Below are 15,050 nucleotides of genomic sequence, written 5' to 3' on the forward strand. Positions count from 1 at the left end.
ATGTCAAATTATTCTAAACAAACCAATTGGGGACAGTTTATTCCCTTGGTTACTGTGTTTTTTTTCTGGGGATTTGTTGCTGCAAGTAATGACATTCTGATACCAGTTTTCCAAAAAGCCTTTAAATTATCCCAAACTGAAAGTATGCTCGTACAGATTTGTTTCTACGTGGCTTACACTGTGGGTTCTTTAATTTATATGGTCGTCTCAAAAGGTTTGAAACAGGATCTTATTAATAAAATAGGGTACAAAAACGGCCTTATCTTAGGGCTCCTTATTTCTGCGGCAGGAACTTTACTGTTCTATCCGGCAGCAAATATGGCATCGTTCCCGTTAATGATTTCCGGCCTGTTCATTGTAGGGTTAGGATTCTCCTTACAGCAGATTGTTGCCAACCCGCTGGCTATTGAAGTAGGACCCACTGAAACAGGATCCCAAAGGCTTACCATGGCAGGAGGAATTAATAACCTCGGAACTACCATCGGGCCGCTTATTGTATCATTTGCTATTTTCGGATCAGCTACTGCAGCCAATACTGAGGCAAGCATTGAAAGCGTAAAGGTTCCTTATCTTATGCTCGGAGTTGCATTTGTGCTGGTAGCCATCATGCTTAAGTTCTCCTCTCTCCCTGCCATTACTCCAACTATTATAGAGGACACCGACGATGTTGTTCCGGGAGACCATAAAACATCTGCTTTCCAGTATCCGCAATTGGTGATGGGGATGATTGCTATTTTTGTTTATGTAGGGGTAGAAGTTTCTACAGCCAGTAATCTTCCGGCTTATATGGAAAAAAGCTTAGGTTTTGAAACAAAAGATGTAGCCCCTTATATTTCATTGTACTGGGCTTCATTGATGATTGGCCGTTGGACAGGTGCAGTAGAAGCATTTGACCTGAGTGCAGGATTCAAAAAGATCTTAAGATTCCTTGCTCCTTATCTTGCGTTTGGTGTATTCTTATTGGTAAATGCCATTGCCAAGCATGATCTTTCTCCGTTCTATGTTTATGGTGCTGTTATCATTGTGATGATTATTTGCGATATCATGAGCCAGGGAAATCCGGCAAGAATGCTTCTGATTTTTTCTATAGCAGGTATGGCTGCTTTGTTGATTGGAATGTTTACCTCAGGAATGGTTTCCGTATACGCGTTTACCAGTGTGGGATTATTCTGCTCTACTCTATGGCCATGTATTTTTGCACTAGCCATTAACGGGCTTGGGAAACACACCAACCAGGGTTCCGGATTATTGATTATGATGATTATGGGAGGAGGTATTGTAAGTATAATTCAAGGATATGTAGCTGATTTAACAACTATTCATATGAGTTATATGGTGGGAGTAATTTGTTTTGCTTATCTTGCATTCTATGCAGTCCGCGTAACCGGGATTCTGAAATCTCAGGGTATTGATCTGGATAAAATCTCTAAAGGCAGTGGTCACTAATAATACAAAAATAATATATAAGAAGAGATTTTGGGCAGGTATTTTACTTGCCCAATTTCTTTTGTTTTATGCTTTCTCAAAGTCGGGGGCTATGATTTCTTTTTTCGAAAAGTTTTTTGAATTACAGAAGAAAATCCATCAGATGCTTTTCAGCCGGATTCCTTTTTCTTTTGGGGATCTTATGTACATTATTTTCGGCATTTTTCTTTTATATCAAATTGTTTTATGTTTTAAAAAGATAAGAAGAAATGAGGCTATGTTAAAGCTTCTGATTGCCATTAATGCCTTCTACTTAGTTTATCAGATGTTTTGGGGCATGCTGTACTTTCAGATTCCCATTATTAAGAAGCTCTCTGATCAGAAAGAACCGGAAATTGGTAAAGCAAAAACATTGGCGCTGCGTTATCTGGAAAAGTGTAAAGCTACCAGACAAACTGTAAAGGAAGACAGAAACGGTATATTCATTATAACCGATCTTTCCTCTATCCAGACGGAAATTTTACAGCAGCAGGCAAAACTTCCAAAATATATTTCCGATAAAAAAGCCCCACAGATCAATTCTTTTAAACCCAGTATTTTTAAAAGCGTGATGAATTTTACAGGAATATTGGGCTACTACAATCCTTTTACAGCAGAAGCTCAATATAATGCCAAGCTTCCTCATACCCTCATTCCGTTTACTTCAGCACATGAAAGTTCTCACCAGCTTGGTTTTGCAAGGGAACAGGAAGCCAATTTTGTAGGTTATCTGCTGGGGGTGAACTCTAAAAATGCCGATCTGAAATACAGCACTGAATATTTTACATTAAAAAGTCTTCTAAGGTTTATTGTGGAGGAAGATCCTGAATTTGTAAAATCAGTTCTCAATCAGTATTCTCCCGCCATGAAAAGGGACCGCATGTATGAAAGAAGCTTTATTTTCAGACATCAGGGCTGGCTGGATGATTTCTTTGGATTTACCAATAATCTCTTTTTAAAAAGCAATCAGCAGGAAGGTGCAGTTACCTACTCCTACTTTATCGATCTCCTTTTGAACTACGAAAAACCATAAACAAAAAAAGAATCGTATCAGGCGATACGATTCTAAAAACACAAATGATGAAAAAAAATTTATTACCTTGACTTGTTCCCTCATTCAAGGCGATGTAAAAGTACAATATATTTTATAAATACAAAAACATTTCCCTTCTTTTTTTAAACTTTAAGAAAATTTTATGATTTTTTATGTTTTTTTGAGTTTATTACTGGAAATTATATTTTTAACAAAACAGCCGGTTTGATCATCAATCATCATTTAAACATCACTTAAGCTATAAAAAGCTTATAAATCTAAACAATTGTTTAATGATAAAGCATTGTGATTTTGTGTAAAATTTGTTATCTTGAAAATTAGAGTTATTTTCAAATTAGCAGCAAAATAATCAAAGAAAAAGGAATGAAAAGCTGCGAAAAATATATCACCCTAAATAACATAACAATTTCTTCATTTTAACTTCGATCAATTAACTTGTTTCAATTTCATCAGAAATTCTGTTAGGATTGTATTGCGAAATCAACTTGAATTTTCGCTAAACAAAACAAAAACAGCAACAATATTTGCACAAAATCAAGTATTTAACAAAGGTATATCACTAACAAAAGAAAAAAAACTTGTTTTTTTAAAACATCTGCGTATTTTAGTTAAAAATATTACTATGATTTTCGACAAATTAATTAACTACCTGAAGCTCGATAAACAGGAATTTTCTTTCCAGTTCAACTCTCATCCAAACTACCCTTCTGCATTGGCTTTTAGCGATACGCTTAACTTTATGGGAGTAAAAAATGATGCTTATGAACTTGATAAGGAATATTGGGATGAGCTGCCGGAAGAGTTTATTGCGATCGTAGATAATTCCTTTTCCTTGGTAAAGAAAACAGGAGCCGGATATTCGGTCTATTCTGAAAAAGCAAAAACGCTTAATAAGGAAGAGCTTCATCAGAAATCGACAGATTTTGTACTGCTTTTCGAAAAAACTGAACATGCAGAAAGTAAAGCTGTTTTTGATTTCAAGCCTCTTTTGTATGTTATTTTTGCCATCATTCTAGGCTATTCCTTCTTTACACAAACTATATTTGAAGCTCTTTTTAATGTTCTGTCTCTTGCAGGTGTTTATATTTCGATGGAAATTTTCAATCAGAAATTCGGAAATACGTCTACAGTAATCGGAAGTATTTGTGGAGATACTTCAGCCAAACAGGCCATCAATTCATGTGATAAGATCATCAAACAAGATAAAACCAGTATTTTAGGCTTAAAATTTTCTGATTTTTCTCTGATCTATTTTACCGGCCTCGCTGCATTGGGACTTTTTCTTCCCGCAACAGCCTATATTGTAAAAGGATTTACGTTGGTTTCCGTACTGGCAATCGCCTATTCATTATACATCCAGGCATTTGTGGAAAAAGCTTTCTGCAGAGTTTGTCTTTTGATCATTTCAATTCTTGCAGGACAATTGGTTCTTAGCATATTATTTTTCCAGAGTACACCATTTAGTGTAGGAGCATTATTATTAACTGCAGTTCTGTGGATTCTTGTTTTCTCTGCGGTTCTGTATTTCAACAATATTCTTTCACAAAAAGAAAGCCTTCAGAAGTCGAATGCTAAAAATCTCAGATTTAAAAGAAATTATGAACTTTTCAAGAGCCAGCTTTTAGAAAAGGAGAAAATAGAATTCCAGGATACCGATACATTCACATTAGGAAATAAAGATGCCAAGTTTCGTCTATCCATTGTCTCCAATCCATACTGTGGATTCTGTAAAGACGGCCATAAGATTATGGAAGGGCTTCTTGAAAAATATCCAGATGATATTTCCGTACAGATCCGTTTTAACTATTCTTCAGAAAGGGCTGATGAGAAGTACACTAAACTACTTTCAGCTTTTAAACATATCTATCAGACTAAGCCTCAAAAAGAATTTTTAAAAGCCGTTGAGGAGTGGTTTGAAACAAGAGACGAAAACAAGATCGTTAGCCTCTCAGGTTCATCTGCTCCGGAAGATCTTAGTCCATTTGTTGAAATGACAAAAGATAACAGTAATTCAGGATTAAACTTCACCCCTATTTTTATACTGAATGGATACCAGTTCCCGGATAAATATGATCGTGAAGATATCTGGTTCTTTATTGATGAATTAATGGAAGACGAGGACTTTCAATAAGAAATCTCCAGAATTCAAAAATTCACTATCTTAGGACAAAATTAAAAGCGGTTTCTGAAAAGCTTTGAAAGAGTAAGAGATAAAAAACTTAATAACAATATGAAAAATTTAAAAAAATGTTCTAAAGAATACAATAACAAATAATAGTGTTAGTTAAAGATTAAGTTGTAACAATGAATAAAGAAAAAATGTCGTCATCCAATGACGGCATTTTACAATGAGATAAATTAAATTTTGAAGAAATTTCCCTTTTATAAACAGCCGGACGCTAAAGACTGCGGACCCACCTGCCTTAGAATAGTAAGTAAATATTACGGCAGAAGTATTTCTTTGCAGCAGATCCGTACTCTTTCTGAAACAACCCGTGAAGGAAGCAGCCTTCTGGGACTTAGTGATGCGTCAGAAAACCTGGGATTCCGCTCGCTTGGAGTCCAGATCGATTTTAATACCCTTGCAGAAGAAGTTCCGTTTCCCTGTATTGTCCATTGGAACAAGAACCACTTTGTTGTTGTCTATAAGATTGATAAAAATAACAAGGTCTATATTTCGGATCCAAGTTATGGATTGATCACGTATACCCGCGAAGAATTCATTAAGTTATGGATTGGGGAAAATGCCAACGAAAATACGGAAGAAGGGATTGCCCTTATCCTTGAAACTACACCTGCATTTTTTCAAACTGAATTTGATACAGAGGAAAGCAAGGCAAGCTTCTCTTTCCTTTCGAAATACCTGCTTAAATACAAGTCGCTGGTTATACAGCTGGCGGTTGGTCTTTTGGCAGGAAGTTTACTGTCCCTTATATTTCCGTTTCTTACCCAAAGTATTGTAGATGTCGGGATACAGAATCAGGATCTCAATTTCATTTACGTAGTTCTTCTTGCCCAGGTTATGCTGTTTCTTGGAAGGATGGGGATTGAAGTAATCCGGAGCTGGATTTTGCTACATCTTTCTGCAAGGATCAATATTTCGATTATTTCAGATTTCTTTATCAAACTAATGAAGCTTCCTATAAGCTTTTTTGATACAAGAATGACCGGAGATATCATGCAGAGGATCAATGATCACCACAGAATTGAGCAGCTTCTGACGAGCTCCTCTTTAAATACCCTGTTTTCTCTTGTTAACCTTATTATCTTCAGTATTGTCCTGTTATTCTATGATTACAGACTTTTTCTTGTTTACCTTGTAGGAGCAGCTCTATACATTGGATGGATTACTTTTTTCCTTAATAAAAGAAAAGAATTGGATTATAAAAGATTCTCCCAGGTTTCCCAGGAACAGAGTAAGGTAATTGAGCTAATCAATGGAATGCAGGAGATCAAAATGCATAATGCGGAAAAACAGAAGCGTTGGGACTGGGAATTCCTTCAGGTAAAATTATTTAAAATCAGGATAAAATCTCTTTCTCTGGAACAATGGCAGTCCGTAGGAGGAAATTTCATCAACCAGATGAAAGATATCCTGGTAAGTTTCCTTTCTGCCAAATTGGTTCTGAGCGGAAATCTTACTCTGGGGATGATGCTTTCGGTACAGTATATCATTGGACAGCTGAATAGTCCTTTGCTACAGCTTATCGAATTCATTAAACAAACCCAGGATGCCAAAATCTCTTTGGAAAGATTGGGTGAAATTCATGACAAAGAAGACGAAGAAGATAAAAATGAACAGTACGCGGGAGAAATTCCTCAGAAAGATATTGAAGTGAACAACATATCGTTCCGATATATCGGGTCAGATGTTCCCGTGTTTGAAGATCTCAGTCTTACTATTCCCTATCAGAAGACTACAGCCATTGTAGGTTCCAGCGGAAGTGGAAAAACCACTCTTCTGAAGCTTCTGATGAAATTTTACGAACCTGACACAGGAGAAATTAGACTTGGAAATACCCAATTGAAAAGCATTTCACCAAGGGTCTGGAGAGATCATTGCGGAGTAGTAATGCAGGAGGGTTATGTATTCAATGACACTATTGCTAATAATATTGCAGTAGGAGAAGATTATGTTGACAAACAAAAATTGAGACGTGCTGTAGAGATTGCCAATATCAAAGATTTTATCGAAAGTCTTCCGCTAAGCTATAATACAAAGATCGGAAATGAAGGTGTAGGGGTGAGCGGTGGCCAGAAGCAGAGATTGTTTATTGCCAGAGCTGTATACAAGTCTCCGGAATTCATCTTTTTCGATGAGGCTACTTCCGCTTTGGACGCCAATAATGAAAAGGTGATCATGGAAAATCTGGAACAGTTCTTTAAAGGCAAGACAGCCATTGTGATTGCCCACAGATTATCAACCGTAAAACATGCCGATAAAATTATAGTTCTTGATAAAGGCAAAGTGGTAGAGGAAGGCAACCATGCCGAATTGGTGGCCATAAAAGGGGAATACTACAGGCTGGTGAAGAATCAGCTGGAATTAGGAAATTAAATAATATCCTCCTTAAATATGGGAGGAATTTATCTCAGAAACATGAAAGAAGACATCTTAGACAATATTGAACTCCGTTCGGAAAGTGTTCAGGACATTCTTACCCAGCCTCCTCATTGGATGATACGCTGGGGAAACAGTGTTATATTAATTATACTCCTGCTTATCCTTGTGATGAGCTATATTATAAAATATCCGGAATTCGTTTCCGCTCCTGTTATTGTAACATCGCAGAACCCTCCCGAGAAAATAGAAGCCAGGACAAGTTCTAAAATTGAGAAAATCTTTATAAAAGACCATCAGCAGGTTAAAAAGAACGATGTACTGATGGTTATGCAATCAACGGCAAATTATAAAGATGTTTTGGAGCTGAAAAAGCTTGTGGATTCTATCACTCCCAATCAGCTCAGCTCTTTTCCGATTGCGCAGACATCCAGGTTTAAGCTGGGCGAGCTTCAGGCTGATTACAACAATTTCGCCAAAGCTTTTCAGGATGAAGAGCTTTTCACAAGGCTCCAACCCTATGCTCCGGAAAATATAGCAGCCAATCAAAGTATTTCTGAATACAGGGGAAGAATTGCCACATTAAAACAGCAGAAAAGCCTGGAAATGGCCAAGTATGAATTATCAAAGAAAAGTTATCAGAGATCTCAGGAACTTTTCAACCAGGGTGTCATTGCTTCCATAGAACTTGAAAACGAGAAAATAAAATTCCTTCAGGCCCAGCAGAATCTTGAAAACCTTAATATTTCTATCTCCCAGATGGACGAAGGGATTTCGAACCTGAACAAAACGAAAAGCGGGACAGCTATTAATACGGAAAAAGACAAGATCACTTACTCTTCACAGACATTACAGCTTTTCGAGCAGCTCCGCAAATCTTTAAAGCAATGGGAGCAGAATTACCTTGTTATTTCTTCTACTGATGGGATGGCCAGTTTTCAGCAGTTTTTCGGGGAAAATCAATTTGTGAAAACAGCAGAACCTATTCTGTCTATTCTTCCAAGCAACAAAGAAAAGCTGGTAGGCAGATTGTCCGTTCCTACCGTGAACTCAGGAAAGGTAGCCACAGGCCAGAAAGTATTGATTAAACTCGATAACTACCGCTTCCAGGAATATGGTATCGTAGAAGGAAAAGTACAGAATATCTCCCTTATTCCTGATGAGAAAGGAAATTATTATGTAGATATAACTCTCCCTAAGGGATTAAAAACAAGCTATAATAAAACTCTTCCATTTGATAAAGAACTCAGAGGTAATGCAGAAATTGTAACCCAGGACCTGAGGCTGATTGAAAGGTTTTTCTACCAGATCAGAAAATTATTGGGATACCAAAGCTAATTGTTCTCAGAAAATATGAAAACCGTAACTGTATAAGTTGCGGTTTTTTTATCTATAATCCCACATTTGAGTCTTGCAAAAAATAAACTGCTGAAAACTTAGAGTGGGCAGATTTTAAATCATCATTTAAAAGTTAACAATCATGATTTTTTAAAATAAAAAAAGGGAAAGTAAATATCTTACTTTCCCTTCTGTTGTAGCGAAGACGGGAATTGAACCCGTGACCTCAGGGTTATGAATCCTGCGCTCTAACCAACTGAGCTACCTCGCCGTTTTGGTGGTGCAAATATAGAAAATATTTGTTTACCACCAAAATTATTTTAGCTTAAAATATTCCAAAACATTCCCCACGTGATCTGGTTTATTGATTATCTTATTGTTAGCATCTAAAATAAAATACGTCGGAGTTGCATGAACATTGTACGTATCTACATAACTACTGTTCCATCCTCTTAATTCAGAATCATTGATCCAAGGAAATGCAGCAATCTTTTGAGTATATGAGTTCTTATCCACATCCAGGGATAATCCAATAATCTGTACATTTTTACCTTTCAGATCACTATATTTTGCCAAAAGTTGAGGCAGTTCACTTTCACAATGAGAGCATGTAGATGACCAGAAAACAACTATCTTTTTATCCGCTTTTACATCATACAGTGACTTTGCAGATGTATTTGCCGGAGACTGAAATTTAACATTAGGAAATGCAGCTCCAATTTCAACATTGGCATTGGATTTTAAAGTAGATGCCAGCCTGTCATTGATAGTACACTTAAGGTTTTTTGCCAATGTAAGATATTTCGTTTTAAACTCTTCCATATCATACGCGTCAAAGATATCAATAAGCTCTGATAACACCGTCTGCCCTCTTGGAGTTTCCACCTTTAAACGGTCTAAAAGTGTATCTACAGAAGCTCCTACATTGGTATTTCCTCCTGAATTAAGATAAGCCACTAAAACCGGTCTTAAAAGAGAAGACGATTCAAGCATATCATTGGATTTATCCAGAAAGTTAACAATATCGTCCTGAGTAACTTTTTTAGTCGAATCTGCAGAGTTAGACAGAAACTTGTTATAATTGGTATTATAATAGGAAATAAACGGATGCTGGGTAGCATCAATAGCTGTATTCATTCCGGCAAGCCTTTCTATTTCTGTTTTCAGCGCTTTTCCGAAATCTGTATTGTCTTTGTAATATTCTTTAATCTGTGCCAGGGCCGGAAGAATAAGATCTTTCTTCTGCGAACCTTCCTGCTGTTTACTCATAAGATCATTCACTTCATCAAGATAGATTACATCTTTGATCTTATTATTCTGAACATCCATTTTGATGTTTACATTTTTATTTTCCGAAACAAAGCTTACCGAATTATTTGAAGCCGGAAAATACACTTTCATCATTCCCATATAATGACTGGGATATTTGAAGGTCCAAGTATTGTTCTTGCTCTGTTCTTTGGTAACGATAATATCTTTCGAACCGTTTAATGTATATAGAATAGCATCCTGATCTTTAAATTCTGCCGGTGTCTGAATTGTAACTGTAAACTGTGCCTGCAGGGAAAATGCAGCTAATACTGCAGATAATATATATATCTTTTTCATAAAGTAAAAATAAAAAAACTCTCCGATTAATCAGAGAGTTTAATGTTATTTTAATAAAATTTTAGGCTTTTTGGCTCTTAAATTTCTTTGTATAGTATACGATGAATGCTACTGCTACAATAGATAGCAAATAAACATACATATCAATAGGTGATGCTACCCCTCCAGGTCCTACACCTCCTGTACCTCCACCTCCTGGTGCTGGTGGTATTTCATCATCTGCCTTGACTAAAAGTGTCCCGAAAAAGAAAAGAGCAAGTACTAGTTTATTAATAGTTTTCATAATATTTTATTTTAAGATTTTAGTGTTAACGGTTTCTCCTTTATCAGAAACAATTTTTACAACGTAAGAATTTTTAACTGCGCCATCAAGCTCAATTACAAAATCCCTAGATGCATCAACTGCTTTTTTAGAGATAACCAGTTTACCGCTCATATCATAAACTTCAATATCTGCTTTTTTCCAGTTTGGATCAAATCTAACAATGTAGTTGGTAATCGCTGGATTATATACTACTATTGTTCTCGAAGGTTCGGCTGTTTCTTTTGTAGCCAACACCACACTACTAGGCTCACCATAATATAAATCATAAGATGCAACAGCATTAGGAGCAATACCTCCTTGTGTTGCCGGCTGTAAAGTACCGTTTGATGCTTTATAGTAGAAACCAATTCCTGCAGACAATAAGTGAGTTCCAGATGGAACTAATTGTCCGTTTTCTCTTATTTCAAATTTATACGATTTTACTTTACCTGTATCGTAATTTACCAGTTTAACATTTTTACCTTTGAAGTTACTTTCATTAGCTTCGTTAATGTATAACCAATACTGTCCTGTATAGTTAGTATCATAACCACCATTTAAAGCTTCTTCAAATGTACCGATAATGTTACTTCCTGCAGTTGCCTGAACCGTAGTTGCTACAGAAGTCTGGTGACCAGTAACTGCATTAGGTGAAACTACATAATATGTTCTTGCAATTTCATTCCCGTTAACGTCTAAACCAATAACTCCAAGTTGTTTTATTGTACCTTCACCAACTTTTCCATTGGCATTTCTGGCAGCAGTAACACTGTAGTCAGTAGTTTCAGCTCTAACGGTTGAATTAAATCTTCTAAGGGTATTGAAATTCAGGGTTTGTGCAGAATTATCTCTCAATTTCAGAACAAAAGTCTGCATTGGTTTGATAATCATTCCGATATCTCCTACCGGAACTTTTGTAGTTGCATCATAGGTCTGGATCAATGCTCCTGTACTGTATGCATTTCCTTGTGAGCCTACAACAACAGTTCCCGGATCATATCTTACTCCCCAGATGTTGCTGATATTGTTACCATCAGTAACACCTCCGGTTGCTGGCTCTGCATATCCTATTCTTGATAAATCAAGGTTAGTTAAGAAAGGATTCCCGAACTGGTAAATATTTTTACCATAAGTTCCTCCCCAAGGCGTAGCTGAGTTTTCAAACTGATCCTGAAGATACGTGTTATATTTTTCATTATATCCGTTAAGCGCTGTACCACCTGGGCCAAATGTTACATTTCCTCCATTTTGAAGAGTTGCGGCAGAGGCAAATGTTGCATAAGGACGACCATTAACAGTATGCAAAGAGCTACTTACATCTAAATTATTATTATTAGACCCAAGCATATAATACTCTGAACCATTGCTGGTGTTAGTTGTTAAACTTGTATAATGATCAGCTACAGCTCCAGTGTTATTCCATTTTAGGATTTCATTCTGGCTTCTTCTTACAGTACCGAATGTTTTACCCAGCTCAGTGGATAAGCTGCTCAAGGTTTTATCAAAGAAAGGTAACCCAACCTGTTGGTAATAATTTCCAGTACCGTTTTTCTTGGTCCTGAATTCCTTACTTACAATTCCAGTAATGTCGCTTTGGTTTAAACCATCAACATATAACTGCCCGTAAGTAGATGCATCGTCTGTGTTAGTAGGAGTATTAAGCCTTAAAATAATATTTCCGCCATCAGTTTTAGGACTTCCTAATCCTGCTCCGGAAATTGTTTTAATAGCATCACCAGCAGCACCTACGACCATTACATTACCATGAACGTCGAGGATACCATTATCTCTGGTCTGTAAACCTCCACCGCTGTAGACGAGGGTGCCTTCGCTCACATACATATTAGCATTAGTGTCAACATGACATAGTACCTGCGCCTGAACAGAGTAACTAATTGCTAAAAGACCTATAGCAAATAAACTTTTTCTCATTGTATAAATTATTTGTGTGTTAATACAATCTTCACCTGCAAAGGTAAGATTTTTTTTTAAAGAAAAAAATATATTTTATTTATTAACAAAAATATTATCTTCCGTTAATATGATTTCTTTTTCTTCACCTATTGAAAACATATAGTCCTCCAATACTTTTTCTGTTGTTCCTCTTAAACCTCTGGCTCCCAACCCTTTTTCGATGGTCTCTTCCACAATCTTTTCAATAGCTCCATCCGTAAAAACCAAATTCGTGCCATCCATTTTGAAAAGCTCTACGAACTGATTGATGATTGAATTTTTAGGCTCCTTCATGATTCTCACCATCGTCTCTTTGGTAAGTTTATCGAGGTAGGTAATAATCGGGAATCTTCCCAAAAGTTCCGGAATCAATCCGAAAGAGCGAAGGTCGATTGCGTTGATATGGGTTAATACATAATCCTCTTCATCGGCCTTATTGATTTTTTCCGAACTGAATCCTATAGCCTGCTTATTCATCCTTCTTTCGATGATCTCTTTGATCCCGTCAAAAGCACCTCCTGCAATGAACAGGATATTCTGGGTATTGACCTGGATGTATTTCTGGTCCGGGTGTTTTCTTCCTCCCTGAGGCGGAACATTCACAATACTTCCTTCCAGAAGCTTCAGTAATCCCTGCTGTACCCCTTCTCCTGAAACATCTCTTGTAATACTCGGGTTGTCTGATTTTCTTGCAATTTTATCGATCTCATCAATAAATACGATTCCTCTTTCCGCTTTTTCCACATCATAATCCGCAACCATAAGAAGTCTGGAAAGGATACTTTCCACATCTTCCCCCACATAACCTGCTTCTGTAAGAATTGTGGCATCTACGATACAGAAAGGAACGTTAAGCTCTCTTGCAATGGTTTTTGCCAGAAGAGTTTTTCCTGTACCGGTTTCGCCTATCATGATGATATTCGATTTTTCCAGTTCTACTTCTCTGTTCTCGTCCTGAGCGTGAAGCAGTCTTTTATAATGGTTGTATACAGCAATCGAAAGCTGTTTTTTAGCCTGATCCTGTCCAATGACATATTGGTTCAGGAATTCCTTGATTTCTTTCGGTTTTTTAAGTTCTTCTATATTGGCTGCAGGAGAAGATCCTGTTTTAGAAACGCTGTCTTTTACGATAACATGCGCCTGTTCGATACAGTTCTCGCAGATAAAACCACTCTGCCCTGAGATAAGCATCTGTACTTCATTTCTTTTTCTGCCGCAGAAAGAACATTGGTTTGAATTCATAATAATATATATGTTAAAGAAAATCGTAAAAAATTTCTTTTTTACGATTTTATGCTTTTTAAGAATTAATAATTGAGTTTTGGATCTCTTTATATTCTTCGTCTGTTAATTTCAGTCTCTCATTTCTGAAGTTCATGTCTTCCATTTTATTTAAGGGAATAAGATGGATATGGGCATGAGGAACTTCAAGTCCTACTACAGCTACTCCCACTCTTACACAGGGAACTGCATTTTTTACTTTTTTGGCAACCTTCTGGGCAAATCCCCAAAGGTTTTTGTATTCTTCACTTTCCAGATCAAAGATCAGGTCAACTTCTTTTTTGGGAACTACCAGTGTATGCCCTTTTACCAAAGGCATTGCATCAAGAAATGCTACGAAATTATCGTCTTCAGCAATTTTGTATGAAGGAATTTCACCATTGATGATCTTTGTGAATATACTGCTCATTTTAGAATTTAGATTTTAAAGTTGAATTTAATTCAGCGGTCTAAAGAGTAATGTCCAATACTTCGAAAGACAGTTTGTTTCCGTTGGGTAACGTAATATCTGCGGTTTCGCCTATCACTTTACCAAGTAATCCTTTAGCGATAGGTGTATTCACAGAAATTTTTCCTGTTTTAAGGTCGCTTTCATTATCCGGCACTAAAGTAAACACCTGCTCCTGGTTGGTTGCATTGTTTTTAAGTTTAACCGTAGTAAGGATTGAAACCTTTGAAGTATCTAGTTGACTTTCATCTATGATCTTGGAATTTGCAATAGCATCCTTAAGCTTGGAAATTCTCATTTCAAGCATACCCTGAGCCTCTTTAGCAGCATCGTATTCAGCATTTTCAGATAAATCTCCTTTATCTCTCGCTTCTGCAATCTGCTGGGTAATTTTTGGTCTTTCCACAGTTTCTAACTGTTCCAGCTCAGCTTTCATTTTCTCTTGTCCCACCTTTGTTACATAGCTTGCCATAATTTTCAAAATTTAGTTTTGGTATAAAAAAATAATCCGACATTTGCCGGACAATGTTTTACGTGTTATAATCGTTTAACTTTTACAAATATATAAAAATTTAAATTGAAATGAAAAAAACTTTTTCAATCCTGTCTATTTTAACACTGCTGATTTTCAGTAATTTAACCATAAACTCATGCGGAAGCAGGGAAGACACCGTGAACTGCTTCCCCAGCAACCCTATCAATGTATCTTTAAATCTGAACCTGCCCGCCTATAATAATCTCAACTATGACGGAGGCTGGATTTATGTGAACGAGCAACAGTCCGGGACAAGAGGATTAATCGTAGTCCGCGTGGGAGATTCCTTTAAAGCTTATGACCGTAATGCTCCTCATATATGCCCTGATACCAATACAACTCTTGAGGTAAAAGACAATATCAGCATCCTTTGTCCTAAGGACAATACCCGCTGGATTTTGAGAACAGGCCAGCCGGAATCCGGTGCTGCCACTTCCCTGCCTCCCAAAACATATCCTTACAACTATGATGTTGCTACCAAAACATTAAATATTTATTATTAAC

The 15,050-nt window shown here is 36.8% G+C and carries 12 protein-coding genes and 1 tRNA gene; 6 read left to right on the forward strand and 7 right to left on the reverse strand.

All coding sequences use genetic code 11. The features are described 5' to 3' along the window. The 5 genes from BUB03_RS06555 to BUB03_RS06575 all read left to right on the forward strand — a co-directional run bounded on the left by BUB03_RS06555 (position 1) and on the right by BUB03_RS06575 (position 8,417). Positions 1-1,446 (forward strand): MFS transporter, encoded by a 1,446-nt coding sequence (locus tag BUB03_RS06555; protein WP_073061382.1) that lies wholly within the window; start codon positions 1-3, stop codon positions 1,444-1,446. A 91-nt stretch (positions 1,447-1,537) separates the two neighbouring features. Continuing rightward, positions 1,538-2,497, forward strand: a complete 960-nt coding sequence (locus BUB03_RS06560) for a DUF3810 domain-containing protein (protein WP_139258796.1) — start codon at positions 1,538-1,540, stop codon at positions 2,495-2,497. 643 nt (positions 2,498-3,140) lie between these two features. Further along, positions 3,141-4,649, forward strand: coding sequence for a vitamin K epoxide reductase family protein (locus tag BUB03_RS06565; RefSeq protein WP_073061388.1), 1,509 nt, complete (start codon positions 3,141-3,143; stop codon positions 4,647-4,649). Between the two features lie 234 nt (positions 4,650-4,883). Continuing rightward, on the forward strand, positions 4,884-7,076 hold the full coding sequence (locus BUB03_RS06570; RefSeq protein ID WP_073061391.1) for a peptidase domain-containing ABC transporter: 2,193 nt from the start codon (positions 4,884-4,886) through the stop codon (positions 7,074-7,076). 42 nt (positions 7,077-7,118) lie between these two features. Next, positions 7,119-8,417 (forward strand): HlyD family secretion protein, encoded by a 1,299-nt coding sequence (locus tag BUB03_RS06575; protein WP_040993964.1) that lies wholly within the window; start codon positions 7,119-7,121, stop codon positions 8,415-8,417. A gap of 197 nt (positions 8,418-8,614) precedes the next feature. Here BUB03_RS06575 and BUB03_RS06580 read toward each other — a convergent pair. The 7 genes from BUB03_RS06580 to greA form a co-directional block, all read right to left on the reverse strand. Further along, a tRNA-Met gene (locus BUB03_RS06580) sits at positions 8,615-8,688 on the reverse strand. Positions 8,689-8,732: 44 nt separating this feature from the next. Then, positions 8,733-10,025 (reverse strand): TlpA family protein disulfide reductase, encoded by a 1,293-nt coding sequence (locus BUB03_RS06585; protein ID WP_073061394.1) that lies wholly within the window; start codon positions 10,023-10,025, stop codon positions 8,733-8,735. A 61-nt stretch (positions 10,026-10,086) separates the two neighbouring features. Next, the gene (locus BUB03_RS06590) at positions 10,087-10,308 is read right to left on the reverse strand and encodes a hypothetical protein (RefSeq protein ID WP_040993756.1); all 222 of its coding nucleotides are present in this window, start codon (positions 10,306-10,308) and stop codon (positions 10,087-10,089) included. A 6-nt stretch (positions 10,309-10,314) separates the two neighbouring features. After that, a complete protein-coding gene (locus BUB03_RS06595) occupies positions 10,315-12,261 on the reverse strand; it encodes a T9SS type A sorting domain-containing protein (protein WP_040993754.1) in 1,947 nt (648 codons plus the stop codon). Positions 12,262-12,336: 75 nt separating this feature from the next. Further along, positions 12,337-13,524, reverse strand: a complete 1,188-nt coding sequence (gene clpX / locus BUB03_RS06600; protein WP_073061397.1) for an ATP-dependent Clp protease ATP-binding subunit ClpX — start codon at positions 13,522-13,524, stop codon at positions 12,337-12,339. A 58-nt stretch (positions 13,525-13,582) separates the two neighbouring features. Then, complete coding sequence (locus tag BUB03_RS06605; protein WP_040993750.1) at positions 13,583-13,972, reverse strand: HIT family protein; 390 nt, start codon at positions 13,970-13,972, stop codon at positions 13,583-13,585. A gap of 40 nt (positions 13,973-14,012) precedes the next feature. Further along, the gene (gene greA / locus BUB03_RS06610; RefSeq protein ID WP_040993748.1) at positions 14,013-14,483 is read right to left on the reverse strand and encodes a transcription elongation factor GreA; all 471 of its coding nucleotides are present in this window, start codon (positions 14,481-14,483) and stop codon (positions 14,013-14,015) included. Positions 14,484-14,593: 110 nt separating this feature from the next. Between greA and BUB03_RS06615 the strand changes: the two genes are divergently transcribed. Then, positions 14,594-15,049 (forward strand): Rieske (2Fe-2S) protein, encoded by a 456-nt coding sequence (locus tag BUB03_RS06615; protein ID WP_073061400.1) that lies wholly within the window; start codon positions 14,594-14,596, stop codon positions 15,047-15,049. Position 15,050 lies beyond the last annotated feature (1 nt).

The organism is Chryseobacterium oranimense (assembly GCF_900129755.1).
Lineage (GTDB): Bacteria > Bacteroidota > Bacteroidia > Flavobacteriales > Weeksellaceae > Chryseobacterium > Chryseobacterium oranimense.

Coding starts and splice junctions, on each gene's coding strand:
- BUB03_RS06590 (WP_040993756.1), bottom strand. CDS start 10,308: ATGAAAACTATTAATAAACTAGTACTTGCTCTTTTCTTTTTCGGGACA.
- BUB03_RS06575 (WP_040993964.1), top strand. CDS start 7,119: ATGAAAGAAGACATCTTAGACAATATTGAACTCCGTTCGGAAAGTGTT.
- BUB03_RS06555 (WP_073061382.1), top strand. CDS start 1: ATGTCAAATTATTCTAAACAAACCAATTGGGGACAGTTTATTCCCTTG.
- BUB03_RS06595 (WP_040993754.1), bottom strand. CDS start 12,261: ATGAGAAAAAGTTTATTTGCTATAGGTCTTTTAGCAATTAGTTACTCT.
- BUB03_RS06605 (WP_040993750.1), bottom strand. CDS start 13,972: ATGAGCAGTATATTCACAAAGATCATCAATGGTGAAATTCCTTCATAC.
- BUB03_RS06585 (WP_073061394.1), bottom strand. CDS start 10,025: ATGAAAAAGATATATATATTATCTGCAGTATTAGCTGCATTTTCCCTG.
- greA (WP_040993748.1), bottom strand. CDS start 14,483: ATGGCAAGCTATGTAACAAAGGTGGGACAAGAGAAAATGAAAGCTGAG.
- BUB03_RS06565 (WP_073061388.1), top strand. CDS start 3,141: ATGATTTTCGACAAATTAATTAACTACCTGAAGCTCGATAAACAGGAA.
- BUB03_RS06560 (WP_139258796.1), top strand. CDS start 1,538: ATGATTTCTTTTTTCGAAAAGTTTTTTGAATTACAGAAGAAAATCCAT.
- clpX (WP_073061397.1), bottom strand. CDS start 13,524: ATGAATTCAAACCAATGTTCTTTCTGCGGCAGAAAAAGAAATGAAGTA.
- BUB03_RS06615 (WP_073061400.1), top strand. CDS start 14,594: ATGAAAAAAACTTTTTCAATCCTGTCTATTTTAACACTGCTGATTTTC.